Genomic DNA, 15920 nt, shown 5'->3' on the forward strand with positions numbered 1-15920 from the left:
GCTCAGTCGACCAGGTCCCGCACCACGGCGTCGGCCAGCAGCCGCCCCCGCAGCGTGAGGACCGCGCGGCCCTCGCCGTACGGTCCGGGTTCCAGCAGGCCGTCCTTCACCGCGCGGCCCGCTGCGGCGAGGCCGGCGGGGGCGAGCAGCGACAGCGGGCAGCCCTCGACGAGCCGCAGCTCCAGCAGGATGCGCTCGACCCGGCGGTCCTCGTCGCCGAGCACCTCACGGCCGGCCCCGGGCGAGCGGCCCTCGGCCAGGGCCTGCGCGTAGGCCCCGGGGTGCTTGACGTTCCACCACCGCACCCCGCCCACGTGGCTGTGGGCCCCGGGGCCTGCGCCCCACCAGTCGGCCCCGCGCCAGTACAGCTCGTTGTGCAGGCAGCGGCCCTCGGGCGTGCGGGACCAGTTCGACACCTCGTACCAGGAGAAGCCCGCGGCGGCCATCGCCTCGTCGGCGATCAGATAGCGGTCGGCGTGGACGTCGTCGTCGGTCATCGGGACCTCGCCGCGGCGGATGCGCCGGGCGAGCTGGGTCCCCTCCTCGACGATCAGCGCGTACGCCGACACGTGGTCGGGCCCGGCGCCGATCGCCGCGTCGAGCGAGGCCCGCCAGTCGTCGTCGGACTCGCCGGGCGTCCCGTAGATCAGGTCGAGGTTGACGTGCTCGAAGCCGGCATCGCGGGCCTCGGCGACGCAGGCCTCGGGCCGGCCGGGCGTATGGGTGCGGTCCAGGACCTTCAGGACGTGCTGCCGGGCGCTCTGCATGCCGAAGGAGACACGGTTGAAGCCGCCCTCCCTCAGCGCCGCGAGATACGCCGGGCCGACGGACTCCGGATTGGCCTCCGTGGTGATCTCGGCGTCCTCCGCCAGCCCGAACTCCTCACGGATCGCCGCGAGCATCCGGACGAGGTCGGCCGCGGGCAGCAGCGTCGGTGTACCGCCGCCGACGAAGACCGTGCGGACCGGACGGGGGTCGTCGCCGAGCACCTTGCGGGCCTGGCGGACCTCCTCGACGAGGTGGGCCGCGTAGTTGTCCCGGGAGGCCAGGGCGCCGCCGGAGCCGCGCAGCTCGGTCGCGGTGTAGGTGTTGAAGTCGCAGTAGCCGCAGCGGGTGGCGCAGTAGGGCACGTGCAGGTAGAAGCCGAGCGGCCGGTCGGCGGCGCCTTCCAGGGCATGGCGGGGCAGCGCCCCGTCGTCGGGCACGGGCTCACCATCGGGCAGTACGGAAGGCATACCGTCCATTGTCACTCGCCGGCGGAGCTGTCCCGCACATCCGCGGATCCGTCGACCTGGAGCACGAGCAGGGCCAGGTCGTCGTCGGGCGGTCGCTCGGCGAAGGTGTGGACGGCCCGCTTGATCCGGTCGGCTATCCCGGCGGCCGGCAGCCCCGCGCATCCGGCGAGGACCCGGGCGAGGCCGTCGCCGTCGTCGAACATCAGCCGCCCGGAGCGCCGCTCCGTGACCCCGTCGGTGACGCAGAGCAGGCTGTCCCCGGGCATCAGCACGAAGCTCTGGCTCCCGTACGCCACGTCCTCCACGACGCCGAGCAGCACCTGTGGCTCGGCGGCCGGGCGTACGGAGCCGTCGGGGCGCAGCAGCAGCGGGAGCGGATGGCCGGCGCTCGCCACGGTGCAGCGCACACCGCCGTCCGGGAGCGGCACGAGATCGCCGTACAGCAGGGACAGGAAACGGGACTGGGAGCCGTCCTGGATCTGCTCGCCACCCTGGAGCTGCTGGCCGCCCGCCGCCGCGACCATGAGGGCGGCGGCCTCGGCCGCCTCCATGGCGTCGTCCAGGAGGAGCCGGTTGAGCCGGTCGAGGACCTCACCGACGCGGAAGCCCTCCCGGGACAGCAGGCGCAGCCAGGGGCGGGCGAGACCGGTGACGACGGCGGCTTCGGGGCCGCTGCCCTGGACGTCCCCGAGCACGAAGCACCAGCGGCCGCCGGGGCACGGGAAGAGGTCGTAGAAGTCGCCGCCGACCACGCCGTCGTCCCCGGGCTCGTACACCAGTGCGCTGGTGACCCCTGGTATCTCGGCGACCTTGCTCGGCAGCAGGCCGCGCTGCAGGATGCGGCTGATGGTGGCCTGACGGGTGTAGGCGCGGGCGGCTCCGACGGCGAGGCCGACCCGGCGCACGAAGTCCGCGAGGAGCGCGGCGGCCTCGTCGGGGATGTGGTCGGTGCCCTCACGGCCCACCAGGACGGCGCCGAGCGTGCGCCCGCCCGAGATGATGCGGTGGGCGAGCGCGGCGCCCCCTGCGCCGCCCTCAGGCTCCGCCGTGACGCCTCCCGGCCACGGGATGGGCACGGGGCCCGTACCGACGCTGCCGGGCAGGCGCAGCGGCTCCTTCTCCAGTGCGCGGCGCAGTTGCGCGGTCCGCGCCTCGTCGCGGTGCCAGACCCCGGCGAGCCTGGGGGCGGCCGCCGGACCGCCGCCCTCGCTCTCCAGCCAGATCGCGCACCAGTCGGCGATCCGGGGCACCAGGAGCCGGCCCGCCGTCGATGCCACCACGTCCTCGTCGAGCTGGCCCGCGAGGAGGCCGGACGCCTCGGCGAGGAAGGAGAGCCCGCCGCGCCCGGCCCAGCCCTCGTCGTCGCGCGCCGCGCGCCCGGCGGCCGGGGCGAGGACCCGGCCGGTTCGCGGGCCCCGGCCGCGGGCGTCGTCGTCGGGCGGGGAGTCGGGCAGTCCGTAGCGGTCGTCGCCGGGGAGGCGGGCCCAGACGGTCTTGAGACCGGTGCGGTAGGTGATGCCCCAGGACTCGGCGAGGGTGGCGACGAGCTGGAGCCCCCGGCCGTACTCGGCGGGGTCGGGCCGCTCGGCGCGCTCGTCGCGCACCGACCGGGCGGGGTGGTGGTCGGTGACCTCCAGCACCAGCGCGGCCGGCTCGTGCCCGGCGGAGTCCTCCAGTCTGAGGAGCAGCTCGACCGTCGTGCCGGCGTGCACGACCGCGTTGGTGACCAGTTCGCTCGCCACGGTCAGCGCGTCGTCGGTGAGCCGTTCGCCGAACTCGTCGGCGGAGGGCAGCCCGAGCCCCGTCCACTCGGCCAGCGCGGCCCGGACGAATCTGCGGGCCGCGGCCGATGCCTGCGGGATTCCTGGCAGGCTCGTGCGCGCGACCGGACGCGGATCACCGCCCTGACCGGCGATGACGGTGCCGGGACGCTGGACGATGTCCCGCTGCAAGGGAATGGGCCCCACGGTGCGGCTCCTGACAGTCTCGCGAAACGCCGCTGACGTATCCCGACAGGGTGACAGACCGGGCGCGCCCATAAGCGCCGAGTGACGGAAGTGGCCGGAGGCGAACAGGAGACGGGCCGGGGCCGGTGGGTGCTCCCGCACCCACCGGCCCCGGCTCCGACCTGCTCCTCGGCTGTCACGCGTCGCGTGTTCGGCTGTCAGGCCTCGCGTGTTCGACCGCCACGCCTCTCGCCTGCCGCTGTCACGCCTCGCGCCTCGCGCTGTTACCCCTCGCGCTGTACGCCTCGCGCTGTTACGCCTCGCGGGAGCCCGCGTACATGTCCTCGATGAGGTCCTTGTACTCGCGCTCGACGACCGGCCTCTTCAGCTTGAGGCTGGGGGTCAGCTCACCGTGCTCGATGTCGAGATCGCGCGGCAGGAGCCGGAACTTCTTGATGGTCTGCCAGCGCTGCAGGCCCTCGTTGAGGCGCTGCACATAGCCCTCGATGAGCTCCACGGCCTGCGGCGACGCCACCACGTCGGCGTACGGCTTGCCGCCCAGCCCGTTCTCCTGCGCCCAGCCGAGGATCGTCGGCTCGTCGAGCGCGATGAGGGCGGTGCAGAAGTTACGGTCCGCGCCGTGCACCAGGATGTTGGAGACGAACGGGCAGACCGCCTTGAACTGCCCCTCGACCTCGGCCGGGGCGATGTACTTGCCGCCGGACGTCTTGATCAGGTCCTTCTTGCGGTCGGTGATCCGCAGGTAGCCGTCCTGGGAGAGCTCACCGATGTCTCCGGTGTGGAACCAGCCGTCCGACTCCAGGACCTCGGCGGTCTTCTCCGGCAGCCGGTGGTAGCCCTCCATGAGGCCGGGGCCGCGCAGCAGGATCTCGCCGTCGTCCGCGATCCGGACCTCGGTGCCGGGGAGCGGCTTGCCGACGGTTCCGGTGCGGTAGGCCTCGCCCGGGTTGACGAAGGAGGCGGCGCTGGACTCGGTGAGTCCGTAGCCCTCCAGGATGTGGATACCGGCGCCGGAGAAGAACAGGCCGATGTCGGGGGCGAGTGCGGCCGAGCCGGAGACACAGGCCCGGAGCCGTCCGCCGAAGGCCTCGCGGATCTTCGCGAAGACGAGGGTGTCGGCGACCTTGTGCTTGGCACCCAGCCCGAACGGCACGGACGCCTTGCCGGTGCGCCGGAAGTTGTCCTGCGACACCGTGGCGTACTCCCGGGCGACCCCGGCCGCCCACTGGAAGATCTTGTACTTGGCGCCGCCGCCGGCCCGGGCCTTGGCCGCGACCCCGTTGTAGACCTTCTCGAAGATGCGGGGGACGGCTGCCATGTAGGTCGGCCGGACCACCGGGAGATTCTCGATGATCTTGTCGACGCGTCCGTCGACGGCCGTGACGTGACCGACCTCGATCTGCCCGGAGGTGAGCACCTTGCCGAAGACGTGGGCGAGCGGCAGCCAGAGGTACTGGACGTCGTCCGCCGTGATCAGCCCGGTCGCGACGGTCGCCTTGGCCATGTACGACCAGTTGTCGTGCGGCAGCCGTACGCCCTTGGGGCGGCCGGTGGTGCCCGAGGTGTAGATCAGGGTCGCCAGCTGGTCGGGGGTGATCGCGGCGACCCGGTCGGTGATCGCGTCCGGGTTCTTCACCAGGTGTTCGGCGCCCCGGGCCTCGAGGTCGGCCAGGGTGAGCACCCAGCCCTCGGGGTCACCCTCCACGGCCTCGGCACCGGCGGGATCGATGACGACGACATGCGCCAGCTCGGGCAGCGCGGCCCTGTTCTCCCGTGCCTTCGCCAGCTGGGCGGCGTCCTCGGCGATCAGGACGCGGCTGTCGGAGTCGGCCAGGATGAAGGCGGACTCCTCGGTGTTCGTGGAGGGGTAGATCGTCGTGGTCGCGGCGCCCGCGCACATCACGCCGAGGTCGGCGAGGATCCACTCGACACGGGTGGAGGAGGCGAGCGCGACCCGCTCCTCCGGCCGGACACCGAGAGTGATCAGACCGGCCGCGATGGCGTGGACCCGCTCGGCGGCCTGCGCCCAGGTGAGCGACTTCCAGTCGTCCGGTCCCTGACCGGAGGCGGCGGGCACCGGATAGCGGTACGCCTCTCCGTCCGGGGTGGCCGCCACGCGGTCGATGAAGAGAGTCGCCACGGAGGGCGGTCGGCTATCGATCAAGGTCTGTGTGTCGCTCACGACGTCCTCCGGGCCTGCGGCATTGCTACGACCGGCTTATGGGTGCTGCTGCTTGTTTGTCCTGCTTCTCGTTCCCGCTCGGCCTGCTTGTTTAACTGGCGAGTAACTAACGGGTGGTGATCAGAGTAGAGCGCGCCGGACCGTCACGTAAGAGGCAACGGGCCGCCGCTTGATAACGAACCGGGCCCCTGAGCCGCGGCGTCCGCGGCCCAGGGGCCCGTTGAGCTACTCCCGGGTACGCCCGACTACGTACTCCCGGGTGGCCCCGGGCGGGTCGGGGCGGCCGGCTCGGAGTGGGGCTAGTTCTTCCCCTTGCCCTCACCGGCCGACTCGTCGGTCGACAGGACGGAGATGAACGCGTCCTGCGGCACCTCCACGTTGCCGACCATCTTCATCCGCTTCTTGCCTTCCTTCTGCTTCTCCAGCAGCTTCCGCTTACGGGAGATGTCACCGCCGTAGCACTTGGCGAGGACGTCCTTGCGGATGGCGCGGACGGTCTCACGGGCGATGACCCGGGACCCGATGGCCGCCTGGATCGGCACCTCGAAGTTCTGCCGGGGGATGAGCTTCTGCAGCTTGGCGACGAGCCGGACGCCGTACGCGTACGCCTTGTCCTTGTGCGTGACCGCCGAGAAGGCGTCGACCTTGTCGCCGTGGAGCAGGATGTCCACCTTGACGAGCTGGGCGGACTGCTCGCCGGTGGGCTCGTAGTCGAGCGAGGCGTAACCACGGGTCTTGGACTTCAACTGGTCGAAGAAGTCGAAGACGATCTCGGCGAGCGGCAGGGTGTAGCGGATCTCGACCCGGTCCTCGGAGAGGTAGTCCATGCCGAGCATGGTGCCGCGCCGGTTCTGGCAGAGCTCCATGATCGCGCCGATGAACTCGCTGGGCGCCAGGACCGTGGCCCTGACGACCGGCTCGTGCACCTTGTCGATCTTGCCCTCGGGAAACTCGCTCGGGTTGGTGACGGTGTGCTCGGAGCCGTCCTCCATCTCGACGCGGTAGACCACGTTGGGCGCGGTGGCGATGAGCTCGAGACCGAACTCGCGCTCCAGGCGCTCGCGGATCACGTCGAGGTGCAGCAGGCCGAGGAAGCCGACACGGAAGCCGAAGCCGAGCGCGGCCGAGGTCTCCGGCTCGTACACCAGGGCGGCGTCGTTGAGCTGGAGCTTGTCCAGGGCCTCGCGCAGGTCCGGATAGTCGGAACCGTCCAGGGGGTACAGCCCCGAGAACACCATCGGCTTGGGGTCCTTGTAGCCGCCCAGCGCCTCGGTCGCCCCCTTGTTGAGGGAGGTGATGGTGTCACCGACCTTGGACTGCCGGACGTCCTTCACGCCGGTGATGATGTAGCCGACCTCGCCCACACCGATGCCGTCGGCCGGGGTCATCTCCGGGGAGGAGACACCGATCTCCAGCAGCTCGTGGGTGGCGCCCGTCGACATCATGCGGATGCGCTCGCGCTTGTTGAGCTGGCCGTCGACGACCCTGACGTAGGTGACGACACCGCGGTAGGCGTCGTAGACCGAGTCGAAGATCATCGCGCGGGCGGGGGCGTCCGCCTGGCCGACCGGGGCCGGGACGTCCCTGACGACCCGGTCGAGCAGCGCGTCCACGCCGATGCCGGTCTTCGCGGAGACCTTGAGCACGTCCTCCGGCTGGCAGCCGATGAGGTTGGCCAGCTCCTCGGAGAACTTCTCGGGCTGCGCGGCGGGCAGGTCGATCTTGTTGAGCACCGGGACGATGGTGAGGTCGTTCTCCATCGCCAGGTAGAGGTTGGCCAGCGTCTGTGCCTCGATGCCCTGGGCCGCGTCGACGAGGAGGACGGTGCCCTCGCACGCGGCCAGCGAGCGGGAGACCTCGTAGGTGAAGTCCACGTGGCCCGGGGTGTCGATCATGTTGAGGATGTGGGTCGTGCCCTTGTCGTCACCCTCGTTGGGCGCCCACGGCAGACGTACCGCCTGGGACTTGATGGTGATGCCGCGCTCGCGCTCGATGTCCATCCGGTCGAGATACTGGGCGCGCATCTGCCGCTGGTCGACCACTCCCGTCAGCTGGAGCATCCGGTCGGCAAGGGTCGACTTGCCGTGGTCGATGTGCGCGATGATGCAGAAGTTGCGGATCAGCGCCGGGTCGGTACGGCTCGGCTCGGGCACGTTGGTAGGAGTCGCGGGCACGCAGGGTCCTGATTCTTGAGACGCCGGACGCCGTGTCTCGGGTCGATGTCGGGTCGGACGGATCGATACGTAGCCTCCATGGTCCCACGCCCGCGGGGCCGGGACCGGTTTGGGCCGGTCCGAGGGTGACTGCTACCGTGGGCAGCTGTGCCTCGTGGCCCTCAGAAGCGGCGTGGCGCACATAGAAGATCCAACGAACCTGAAAAGGCTCTTTCGTGGCGAACATCAAGTCCCAGATCAAGCGGAACAAGACGAACGAGAAGGCGCGCCTGCGCAACAAGGCCGTCAAGTCCTCGCTCAAGACCTCGATCCGCAAGGCCCGTGAGGCTGCCGCTGCCGGTGACGTCGAGAAGGCCACTGTGGCCGTCCGCGACGCCTCCCGCCAGCTCGACAAGGCTGTCTCGAAGGGTGTCATCCACAAGAACGCCGCCGCCAACAAGAAGTCGGCGCTGGCTTCCAAGGTTGCCGCCCTCCAGGGCTGAGCTACTGATGTGATCGCCGGAACGGACCCAGCGGGCCCTCTCTCCCGCTCCTGACCGGCACCCGCGCCGCACACCGAACCTGCGTTCGCCACGCGGGTGCGGCGCACCGAGCGTTAACCGAAGGCCCCGGCCGCGTCCTCCCCAGGACGCCGGCCGGGGCCTTCGGCGTGCTCCTTTACGGGGATCAGGCGTGGCCCTTTACGGGGTTCAGGCGTGCTCCTTTACGGGGTTCAAGCTTGTCCTTACGGGGTTCAGCGGCCGCCGGAGCGTGCCGCGCGGGCTACCGCGACCACGGCCTTCTCCAAGGCGTACTCGGGATCGTCCCCGCCGCCCTTCACACCGGCGTCGGCCGCGGCGACCGCGATCAGCGCCGCCGCCACGCCGTCCGGGGTCCATCCGCGCATCTGCTGGCGCACCCGGTCGATCTTCCACGGCGGCATGCCGAGCTCGCGGGCCAGGTCCGCGGGCCGGCCGCCCCGGGCCGAGGAGAGCTTGCCGATCGCCCGGACGCCCTGCGCGAGGGCGCTGGTGATCAGGACGGGGGCGACGCCGGTGGACAGCGACCAGCGCAGCGCCTCCAGCGCCTCCGCGGCCCGGCCCTCGACCGCGCGGTCGGCGACCGTGAAGGAGGACGCCTCGGCGCGGCCCGTGTAGTAGCGGCCGACGACCGCTTCGTCGATGGTGCCCTCGACATCCGCGGCCAGCTGCGAAACGGCGCTCGCCAGCTCCCGCAGGTCACTGCCGATGGAATCCACCAGCGCCTGGCAGGCCTCCGGGGTCGCGGAACGCCCGAGCGCCCGGAACTCCGACCGCACGAAGGACAGCCGCTCCGCGGGCTTGGTGGTCTTGGGGCACGCCACCTCGCGCGCTCCCGCCTTCCGCGCCGCGTCCAGCAGGCTCTTGCCCTTGGCCCCGCCCGCGTGGAGGAGCACGAGGGTGATCTCCTCGGCGGGGGCGCCCAGGTACGCCTTGACGTCCTTGACGGTGTCGGCGGAGAGATCGTGCGCGTTGCGCACGATCACCACCTTGCGCTCGGCGAAGAGCGAGGGGCTGGTGAGCTCGGCGAGCGTGCCGGGCTGCAGCTGGTCCGGGGTGAGGTCGCGGACGTCCGTGTCGGCGTCGGAGGCGCGGGCCGCGGCCACCACATGCTGCACGGCACGGTCCAGGAGCAGGTCTTCCTGGCCCACGGCGAGCGTGACGGGGGCGAGCGGATCGTCGGTGGAACTACGTCTGGTGGCCATCGCGCTCCAGCATCCCACGCCCCTGTGACAGGGCTGCCGGGCAGCCGCCCCGGCGCATCGCTCAGCCGGGCGTACCGGAGAATGACCGGGTGAGCGATGTGAGACATGTGCTGGTGCTGCCGGACCGCGACACGGCCGAGGAGGTCGCCGGGGAGCTGTCCGACCGGTTCGGCGTCACCGAGGAGCCGCAGCTCGTACGGGACGCCCTGGCGGGCGAGGACGACGCCGAGGACGCCCAGTGGCTGGTGGTGGTGGAGGACCCGGCAGCACGACTGGACCCGACGGCGCTCGACGCGTTCGCCGCGGAGCACGAAGGATGGCTGGAGACGCCGTAGCGGCCCGGCCCAGGTGACACGCGGCCGGCGTCGGGTGACGCGCGGCTTGGCGTCGGGTGACGCGCGGCCGCGTGTCCCTGGGCCCGGGCGTCGGTGGAACCGGGCATTGTTGGGCCCGGGCATTGTTGGGCCCGGGCATTGTTGGGCCCGGGCATTGTTGGGCCCGGGCATTGTTGGGCCCGGGCATTGTTGGGCCCGGGCGTCGGGGCATCGGCCGGCGGAGCGGAGTCCCGCGGAGCGGGGTCAGCCCTTGGGGACGATCTGGATGTCCATCTCGATCTTGATGCTCGGGCCGACCACGGCGATGCCGCGCGCCAGCATCGTCTGCCACGTCAGCGTGAAGTCCTCGCGGTGCAGCTCGGTGGTCGCCCGGCAGGCCGCCCGGGTCTCGCCCTCCAGGCCGTTGCCCAGGCCGAGGTACTGGGTGTCCAGCGTGACGGTACGGCTCACACCGTGCAGGGTGAGCGCACCGGTGACGCCCCAGCGGGTGCCGCCGCGGTGGACGAAACGCTCGCTGTAGAACTCAAGGGTCGGGTAGCGCTCGACATCGAGGAAGTCGCCGGACCGCAGGTGGTCGTCACGCATCTGGACGTTCGTGTCGATCGACGAGGCATCGATGATGACGTGCATGGCGGAGTCCTCCATGCGGTCGGCGATCCGCACGGCACCGGCGAAGGTGTTGAACCTGCCGTGGATGCGGGCCATGCCGATATGACGAGCCGTGAAACCGATCTGGGTGTGCGACGGCTCGATCTCCCAGTCACCCGGGTCCGGGAGCTGCGGAGGCTGGGCCACCTGGAGGGAGACGTCTCCGAGGCTCGCGTGGCCGCCCTCGGCCACGGTGGCCGAACCGTGGAACGGGGTGAAGCCCTCAGCCGTGACACCGAGGCGGTAGTCACCGACCGGGACGGTGGCGACGACGTTCCCGAAGGGGTCGGTCTCTCCGCCGACGACCTTGCGGCCCGCGCTGTCGGTGACGACGAACTCGGCCTGCCGTACGGGCTCGGATACGGGGTCCAGCACGCGGCAGCTCAGCATTCCGGCGTTCTGCGGCACCGGCAGCCCGGGGAGGGTGCTGCTCTGTGCGGTGCCGGTCTTCGCTCTGCTGCCTAGCCAACGGCCGAACATGTGCACGTACTCCCCAGGGGCGGTTCTCACCTCGGGCCTCTGACAGCCGGACGTCGTTGTCGGAGCAGCGGCCCGCCGACGAATAGGTATTCGATCACCGTTGCGATGTTCGAGGCAAACGCTGCAGCTCAGAGAAGGTTGTGCCGAGCTGTACCCAGCTGTGTGCTGCTGTACGCAGGTACCACCTAAGGTCCGTAATGACCGGGGATCCGACGTGCGCACGGTCAGCTCCGGGGGCGCACCGTGGGCAGGTGGGTGAGCGTCAGACCGAAGTGGTCGCGGTAGGCGGCGAGTACCTCGGCGTCGCCCCTCAGCTCCGACTCGTGCCGCTCGCCCCGCACGGTGGTGATCAGGGTGCTCCCGCGGAGTGTCACCCGGCCGTCCGCGGTGCGCCGGGAGCAGATGAGGGACCGTGAGAAATGGGAGTCCGGCGAGGTGCGGTGGTACCAGGCCCCGGCCCGGAAGTCCGCCAGCACCCGCGGGCGCGGATCCAGGCGGAACTGGCGCGAACCGTCGCGCAGCAGATCGAGGTCTCCCTGCGGCGCCTCCCTGAGCCGGAACCTGCCACAGGGATCGTCCTGCTCGGTGCGGGCCTCCAACTCGAGCGGGTGCAGGGCGTGGTCGCCGAATCCGACATCGGCGAGCCATGGGCCCGTACCGTCGTCGGTCCCGACGCGCAGCGCGACGTGGTCGTACGGGATGCCGAGGCGCCCGCCGTCGCCGAACACCCGTGCCTGGAGCAGAGTGACGCGGAAGCCCAGCTCCCGGAGCAGCGCGGCGAAGGCGCCGTTGAGCTCGTAACAGAATCCGCCCCGGCGGTCCGTGACGATCTTGTCGACGAGCTTCTCCTCCTTCAGCACGATGTCCTGGCCGAGATGGACCGAAAGGTTCTCGAAGGGCACGGCCATGAGGTGGCGGAGCTGCAGCTCGCGCAGTGCCGCGGCGTCGGCACGCGCGGGGCGGGTCGCACCGATGCGTTCCAGGTAGGCGTCCACCCGGACGGAGACGGGCGTGTGGGCCGGTGGCTGCGGTTCCTCGTCCATCCCGGAAGTCTGCTGCGGTGCGCCGTACGGTGCCATGAGCCCGTGGACCTAGGACCGTCGACGGATGCGGCGCCTCCTGCCGGTGGTTAGCGTGTCGGCCATGACGGAGCGAGAGCCGGCGCGCAGCCAGGAACAGCGCAAGCAGGACGTACTCGATCATCTGGAGAAGGACGAGGACGTCTGGGTGGCGACGGCCTCCGCCGACGGGGTGCCGTGCCTGGTGCCGTTGTCGTACGTCTGGGACCGGGGCACGCTGCTGATGGCGACCCGGCGCAGCAATCCGACGGCGGTCAACGTGACGCCGTCCGGGCAGGTCAGGCTCACGCTCGGGCACACCCGTGACGTGGTGCTGATCGAGGGAACGGCCGAGATCGTGGAGGGTGCGGACCTTCCCGCCGAGTCGGGGGACGCCTTCGCCGAGAAGCTCCACTGGGACGTGCGGGGGCGCACCGCATGGGTGTATCTGCGCGTCACTCCGTCCACCGTCAAGGCGTGGCGCGAGTCGAACGAGCTGGCCGGGCGCGATCTGATGCTCGACGGCACCTGGCTGGTCTGACAGCCGGCGACGGGAGCGGCTCGTCCTCATGACCGGCCTGCCGCACGCAGCCCGGAGCCGGAACCCGTCACCGCGATCGCACCGTGGATATCGGTGCGCAGGACCTTCGCTCCCGCCGCTTCGAGTGCTTCGAGCGTACGGGCCGCCGGGTGGCCGTACGGGTTGTCCCTGCCGCAGCTGATCAGCGCGAACCTCGGGCGTGCGCTGCGCAGGAGCGCGGCGTCCTGGTGGGCGGAGCCGTGGTGCGCGACCTTCAGCACGTCCACCCGGGGCAGCACCGGGTAGCTGCGCAACACCCCTTGCTGTGCCGGGGGTTCCAGGTCCCCGAGGAGCAACAGGGTCAGGTCGCCGGACCGGACGAGGAGCGTGACGCTGGAATCGTTCGGCTCCTCGGTCACGTAGGCCGCTGCGGCCCCCGGCGCGCCGGGCCAGAGCACCTGCCAGTCGAGGGGCCCCGTCCGGCGTCGCTCCCCCGCGACCGCCCGGGCCATCGGGACACGCGCCGCCGCGGCCGTTCTCTTCACGAAGGCGGCCTGCTCCGGGGGTTCGTCGAGACCCGTCGTCTGGATCGTGCCGACCTCGCGTCCCCTCAGCACGCCGGGGAGGCCGCGTACATGGTCGGCGTGGAAGTGGGTGAGCAGCAGAAGCGGCACACGGGTGATGCCGAGGTCGCGCAGGCACCGGTCCACGAGGCGGGGTTCAGGACCGGTGTCCACGACCACTCCCGTGCCGTCCCCGGCGGCGAGCACCATGGCGTCTCCCTGTCCCACGTCACAGAGCGCGAAGGCCCAGCCCGGCGGTGGCCAGCCCGTCATGATCCGGGTGAGCGGCACCGGCCTCAGCACAGCGAGCACCAGAAGGAGCGCGGCGGCGGAGCAGACCCAGGGATGACGGGCCAGGCGGCGGGCCGACAGCACCAGCAGAGCGGTGAGGACCGCCAGGAGGACCGCGCCGCGCCAGCCGCCCGGCCAGCCGGCCTCCGCGCCGGGGAGTGCGGCCCCGGTGCGGGCCACGGACGCGATCCACCCCACCGGCCAGCCGGCGATCCCGGCCAGCACCTCCGCTGCCGGCATGGACACCGGGGCCGCAGCCAGGGCGGCGAATCCCAGGACCGTCGCCGGAGCCACCGCGAATTCGGCCAGCAGATTGCAGGGGATCGCCACCAGGCTGACCCTGGACGCGAGGACCACGACCACGGGTGCGCAGACCGCCTGGGCGGCTCCGGCGGCGGCCAGCATCTCCGCGAGTCGTGCCGGAACCCCGTGCCGCTGAAGAGCGCCGCTCCACCTGGGCGCGAGGGTGAGAAGCGCCCCGGTGGCCAGCACGGACAGCAGGAATCCGTAACTCCGGGCCAGCCACGGGTCGTACAGCACCAGCAGCAGAACGGCCGCGGCCAGTGCGGGAATCAGCGATCTGCGCCGGCCCGTCCCGATGGCGAGCAGCGTGATCAGACCGCACGCGGCTGCGCGCAGGACGCTCGGCTCGGGGCGGCAGACGATCACGAAGGCCAGCGCGATGCCGCCACCCGTCAGGGCGGTCATGCGCAGGGAGATGCCCAGTCGGGGTGCCAGCCCGCGGCGTTCGCTGCGCGACGCCGTTCCCGGCGGGCCGATGAGGAGGAAGAGCAGGATCGACAGGTTGGCGCCTGAGACGGCGAGCAGATGAGTGAGGTCGGTGGCCTTGAAGGCGTCGTGCAGGTCGGGCGGGACCCGTGAGGTGTCGCCGACCACCAGCCCCGGGAGGAGGGCCCGCGCATCGGCGTCGAGCCCGTCGGTGGCTTCTCGCAGGCCTGACCGAAGGCGCCCTGCCGCGCGTTGGAGGAGGGTGGGCTCCGTGGTGACCTGTGGCGGGTCTTCCGCGTCGGTACCCAATACGGCCGCGATGCGCTCCCCCTCGTGACGCGGGGGTGCGAGCCGGCCGCTGATGCGGAGACCTGTCGAGGGCAGCAGCCGCTGCCACCGCGCCGCCGCGCCGCCCGGGGCGACCATGACGAGCACGGGGGTGCTGAGTCCGGTGACCGTGCCGTCGGGGGCGGTCAGCCGGTCGACCTCGGCGTCCAGAAGCAGGGATACGGGCGTGCTGTGATCCCCCTGCACACGCGGCCGGGTCCGGCGGGGGTCGGAGGTGACGGTCACCTCCGCCACGACGCGCGCGTACGACTCCGCCAGTCCGGGGACGGGGCCGCTACGGGAATCCGCGCCGTGAAGCCCTGCGCCGGCCGCTCCGGCCGCCGCGCAGAGCAGGGCCGCGGCAGCGGCCGTGGTCCGCGTCCCGGCGCGGCGGGGCGCCCTCGCCGGCCCGGCGCCCGTAGCCGCCGCCCCCACCGCGCCCGCCGGATCCGCGGCCCCCACGACGCCTCGGTGCACTGCCCGCGCCACGATCCGGGGCACGGCGATGAGGCCGAGCCCCGCGCACCCGCAGAGAACCGCTCCGACCGCCACCCACCACCCGGGCGCCCCCAGCGACAGGACGGAGGCCGCCCAGGCCGCCAGGGCCGGAGGGACCAGCCGTAGATCGGCGGGGGCCTCCTGACGCGGGTCGGCGACACCCAGCCGGCGGCCGGAGTCAGCGTGGACGTCAGGCCCGGTCATGGCCTGACCAGCGGCCGGAGATCCGCGAACCGGCGCTCCCCGATGCCGTCGACCTCCCGGAGTTCGTCGACGGACCGGTAACCTCCGTGTTCCGTGCGGTAGTCGACGATGTGCTGGGCGAGCACCGGTCCGACGCCCGGCAGGGTTTCGAGCTGCTCGACGGTGGCCGTGCCGAGGCTCACCGGCGCCGCCGGCCCGCCCTGTCCCACCGCGTTGGCCCCCGCTCCCGTTCCGCCGGCGGGCGGTGGGGCCGCGGGCAGACCCACCGCTACCTGCTCACCGTCCGTCAGGACACGCGCCCGGTTGAGCGCGGAGACATCGGTACCCGCGCGGACACCTCCCGCGGCGCGCAGGGCGTCCGCGACGCGGGAGCCGGCCGGCAGATGCTGGATCCCCGGCCGTCGCACCTTGCCGCTCACATCGACGACGATCTGCCCGCCGGGCGCGGCGCCCGTCCGCGCTGCCTCGTCCGGACCCGTCGCGAGGCCCGGTAGAGCCTTCGGTGACCCCGGCCCGCCGTCCTGGACCGCCGCGGCCTCCGCGACCCGGTCGGGCGCGCGTACGGGCTCGGGGCGGGCCGACCAGAAGTGCGCCGCCGCGAATACCGCGGCCCCGACCAGGACGACGGCGAGGGCGGCGAGGGCGCGTGGCTCCAGGCCACATCGCAGCCGCACCCACAGGGGTAAGCGATCCCGCAGAGCGGGCCCGGCTTCTCGCCACCACGGTCTCCGCCCACCTGACTCGTCAGGCACTGCGCCGCGCAGCGGACCTTGCGGGACCGTCGCGGAACCCGCGTCGGAAGCCGGGCGTGGTGGCGTGGCCCCTGCCCAGGAAGGGACGACGCGGGCACGCCGTGGCCCACCGGCCGTCCCCGTAGCCGTGCCTGCTGGAGGCGCCGTGGCAGACGCAGACGCAGACGCAGACACAGACACAGGCCCAGCGGACCCGGAGACAAGCCCGGGCGCGGGCGCGGACCCAGGCACGGA

12 protein-coding genes are annotated in these 15920 nt (G+C 72.1%); 3 read left to right on the top strand and 9 right to left on the bottom strand.

The genetic code is table 11. From position 1 onward, the window contains the following. Nucleotides 1–2 precede the first annotated feature (2 nt). The 4 genes from hemW to lepA all read right to left on the bottom strand — a co-directional run bounded on the left by hemW (nt 3) and on the right by lepA (nt 7558). The gene (hemW, locus tag AB0P41_RS02305) at nt 3–1235 is read right to left on the bottom strand and encodes a radical SAM family heme chaperone HemW (RefSeq protein WP_356707686.1); all 1233 of its coding nucleotides are present in this window, start codon (nt 1233–1235) and stop codon (nt 3–5) included. Nucleotides 1236–1246: 11 nt separating this feature from the next. Further along, nucleotides 1247–3202, bottom strand: a complete 1956-nt coding sequence (locus tag AB0P41_RS02310; RefSeq protein ID WP_365929538.1) for an ATP-binding SpoIIE family protein phosphatase — start codon at nt 3200–3202, stop codon at nt 1247–1249. A 292-nt stretch (nt 3203–3494) separates the two neighbouring features. Beyond that, nucleotides 3495–5384, bottom strand: a complete 1890-nt coding sequence (locus AB0P41_RS02315; protein ID WP_356715440.1) for a long-chain fatty acid--CoA ligase — start codon at nt 5382–5384, stop codon at nt 3495–3497. A gap of 299 nt (nt 5385–5683) precedes the next feature. Beyond that, a complete protein-coding gene (gene lepA, locus AB0P41_RS02320; protein WP_356715442.1) occupies nt 5684–7558 on the bottom strand; it encodes a translation elongation factor 4 in 1875 nt (624 codons plus the stop codon). A 215-nt stretch (nt 7559–7773) separates the two neighbouring features. On the opposite strand from lepA, the gene rpsT reads away from it, so the two are divergent. Then, the gene (gene rpsT, locus AB0P41_RS02325) at nt 7774–8040 is read left to right on the top strand and encodes a 30S ribosomal protein S20 (RefSeq protein ID WP_356715444.1); all 267 of its coding nucleotides are present in this window, start codon (nt 7774–7776) and stop codon (nt 8038–8040) included. Between the two features lie 251 nt (nt 8041–8291). On the opposite strand, the gene holA is transcribed toward rpsT, so the two are convergent. Further along, complete coding sequence (gene holA, locus AB0P41_RS02330; RefSeq protein ID WP_356715446.1) at nt 8292–9281, bottom strand: DNA polymerase III subunit delta; 990 nt, start codon at nt 9279–9281, stop codon at nt 8292–8294. An 89-nt stretch (nt 9282–9370) separates the two neighbouring features. On the opposite strand from holA, the gene AB0P41_RS02335 reads away from it, so the two are divergent. Further along, nucleotides 9371–9616 (top strand): hypothetical protein, encoded by a 246-nt coding sequence (locus AB0P41_RS02335; protein WP_356715448.1) that lies wholly within the window; start codon nt 9371–9373, stop codon nt 9614–9616. Between the two features lie 243 nt (nt 9617–9859). Here the strand turns inward: AB0P41_RS02335 and AB0P41_RS02340 are convergent, their stop codons facing one another. Further along, the gene (locus AB0P41_RS02340) at nt 9860–10744 is read right to left on the bottom strand and encodes a YceI family protein (protein ID WP_365929541.1); all 885 of its coding nucleotides are present in this window, start codon (nt 10742–10744) and stop codon (nt 9860–9862) included. 224 nt (nt 10745–10968) lie between these two features. Further along, nucleotides 10969–11787, bottom strand: coding sequence for an arylamine N-acetyltransferase (locus AB0P41_RS02345; protein WP_365929543.1), 819 nt, complete (start codon nt 11785–11787; stop codon nt 10969–10971). A gap of 100 nt (nt 11788–11887) precedes the next feature. On the opposite strand from AB0P41_RS02345, the gene AB0P41_RS02350 reads away from it, so the two are divergent. Further along, complete coding sequence (locus AB0P41_RS02350; protein ID WP_356715452.1) at nt 11888–12343, top strand: pyridoxamine 5'-phosphate oxidase family protein; 456 nt, start codon at nt 11888–11890, stop codon at nt 12341–12343. A gap of 26 nt (nt 12344–12369) precedes the next feature. On the opposite strand, the gene AB0P41_RS02355 is transcribed toward AB0P41_RS02350, so the two are convergent. Both AB0P41_RS02355 and AB0P41_RS02360 read right to left on the bottom strand, forming a co-directional pair. Then, on the bottom strand, nt 12370–14934 hold the full coding sequence (locus tag AB0P41_RS02355) for a ComEC/Rec2 family competence protein (RefSeq protein WP_365929545.1): 2565 nt from the start codon (nt 14932–14934) through the stop codon (nt 12370–12372). After that, nucleotides 14931–15698, bottom strand: coding sequence for a ComEA family DNA-binding protein (locus AB0P41_RS02360; protein ID WP_365929952.1), 768 nt, complete (start codon nt 15696–15698; stop codon nt 14931–14933). Before AB0P41_RS02360 ends, AB0P41_RS02355 begins: the two co-directional genes overlap by 4 nt. Nucleotides 15699–15920: the final 222 nt, after the last annotated feature.

The sequence above is a fragment of the Streptomyces sp. NPDC079167 genome (assembly GCF_040686735.1).
Taxonomy (GTDB): Bacteria; Actinomycetota; Actinomycetes; order Streptomycetales; family Streptomycetaceae; genus Streptomyces.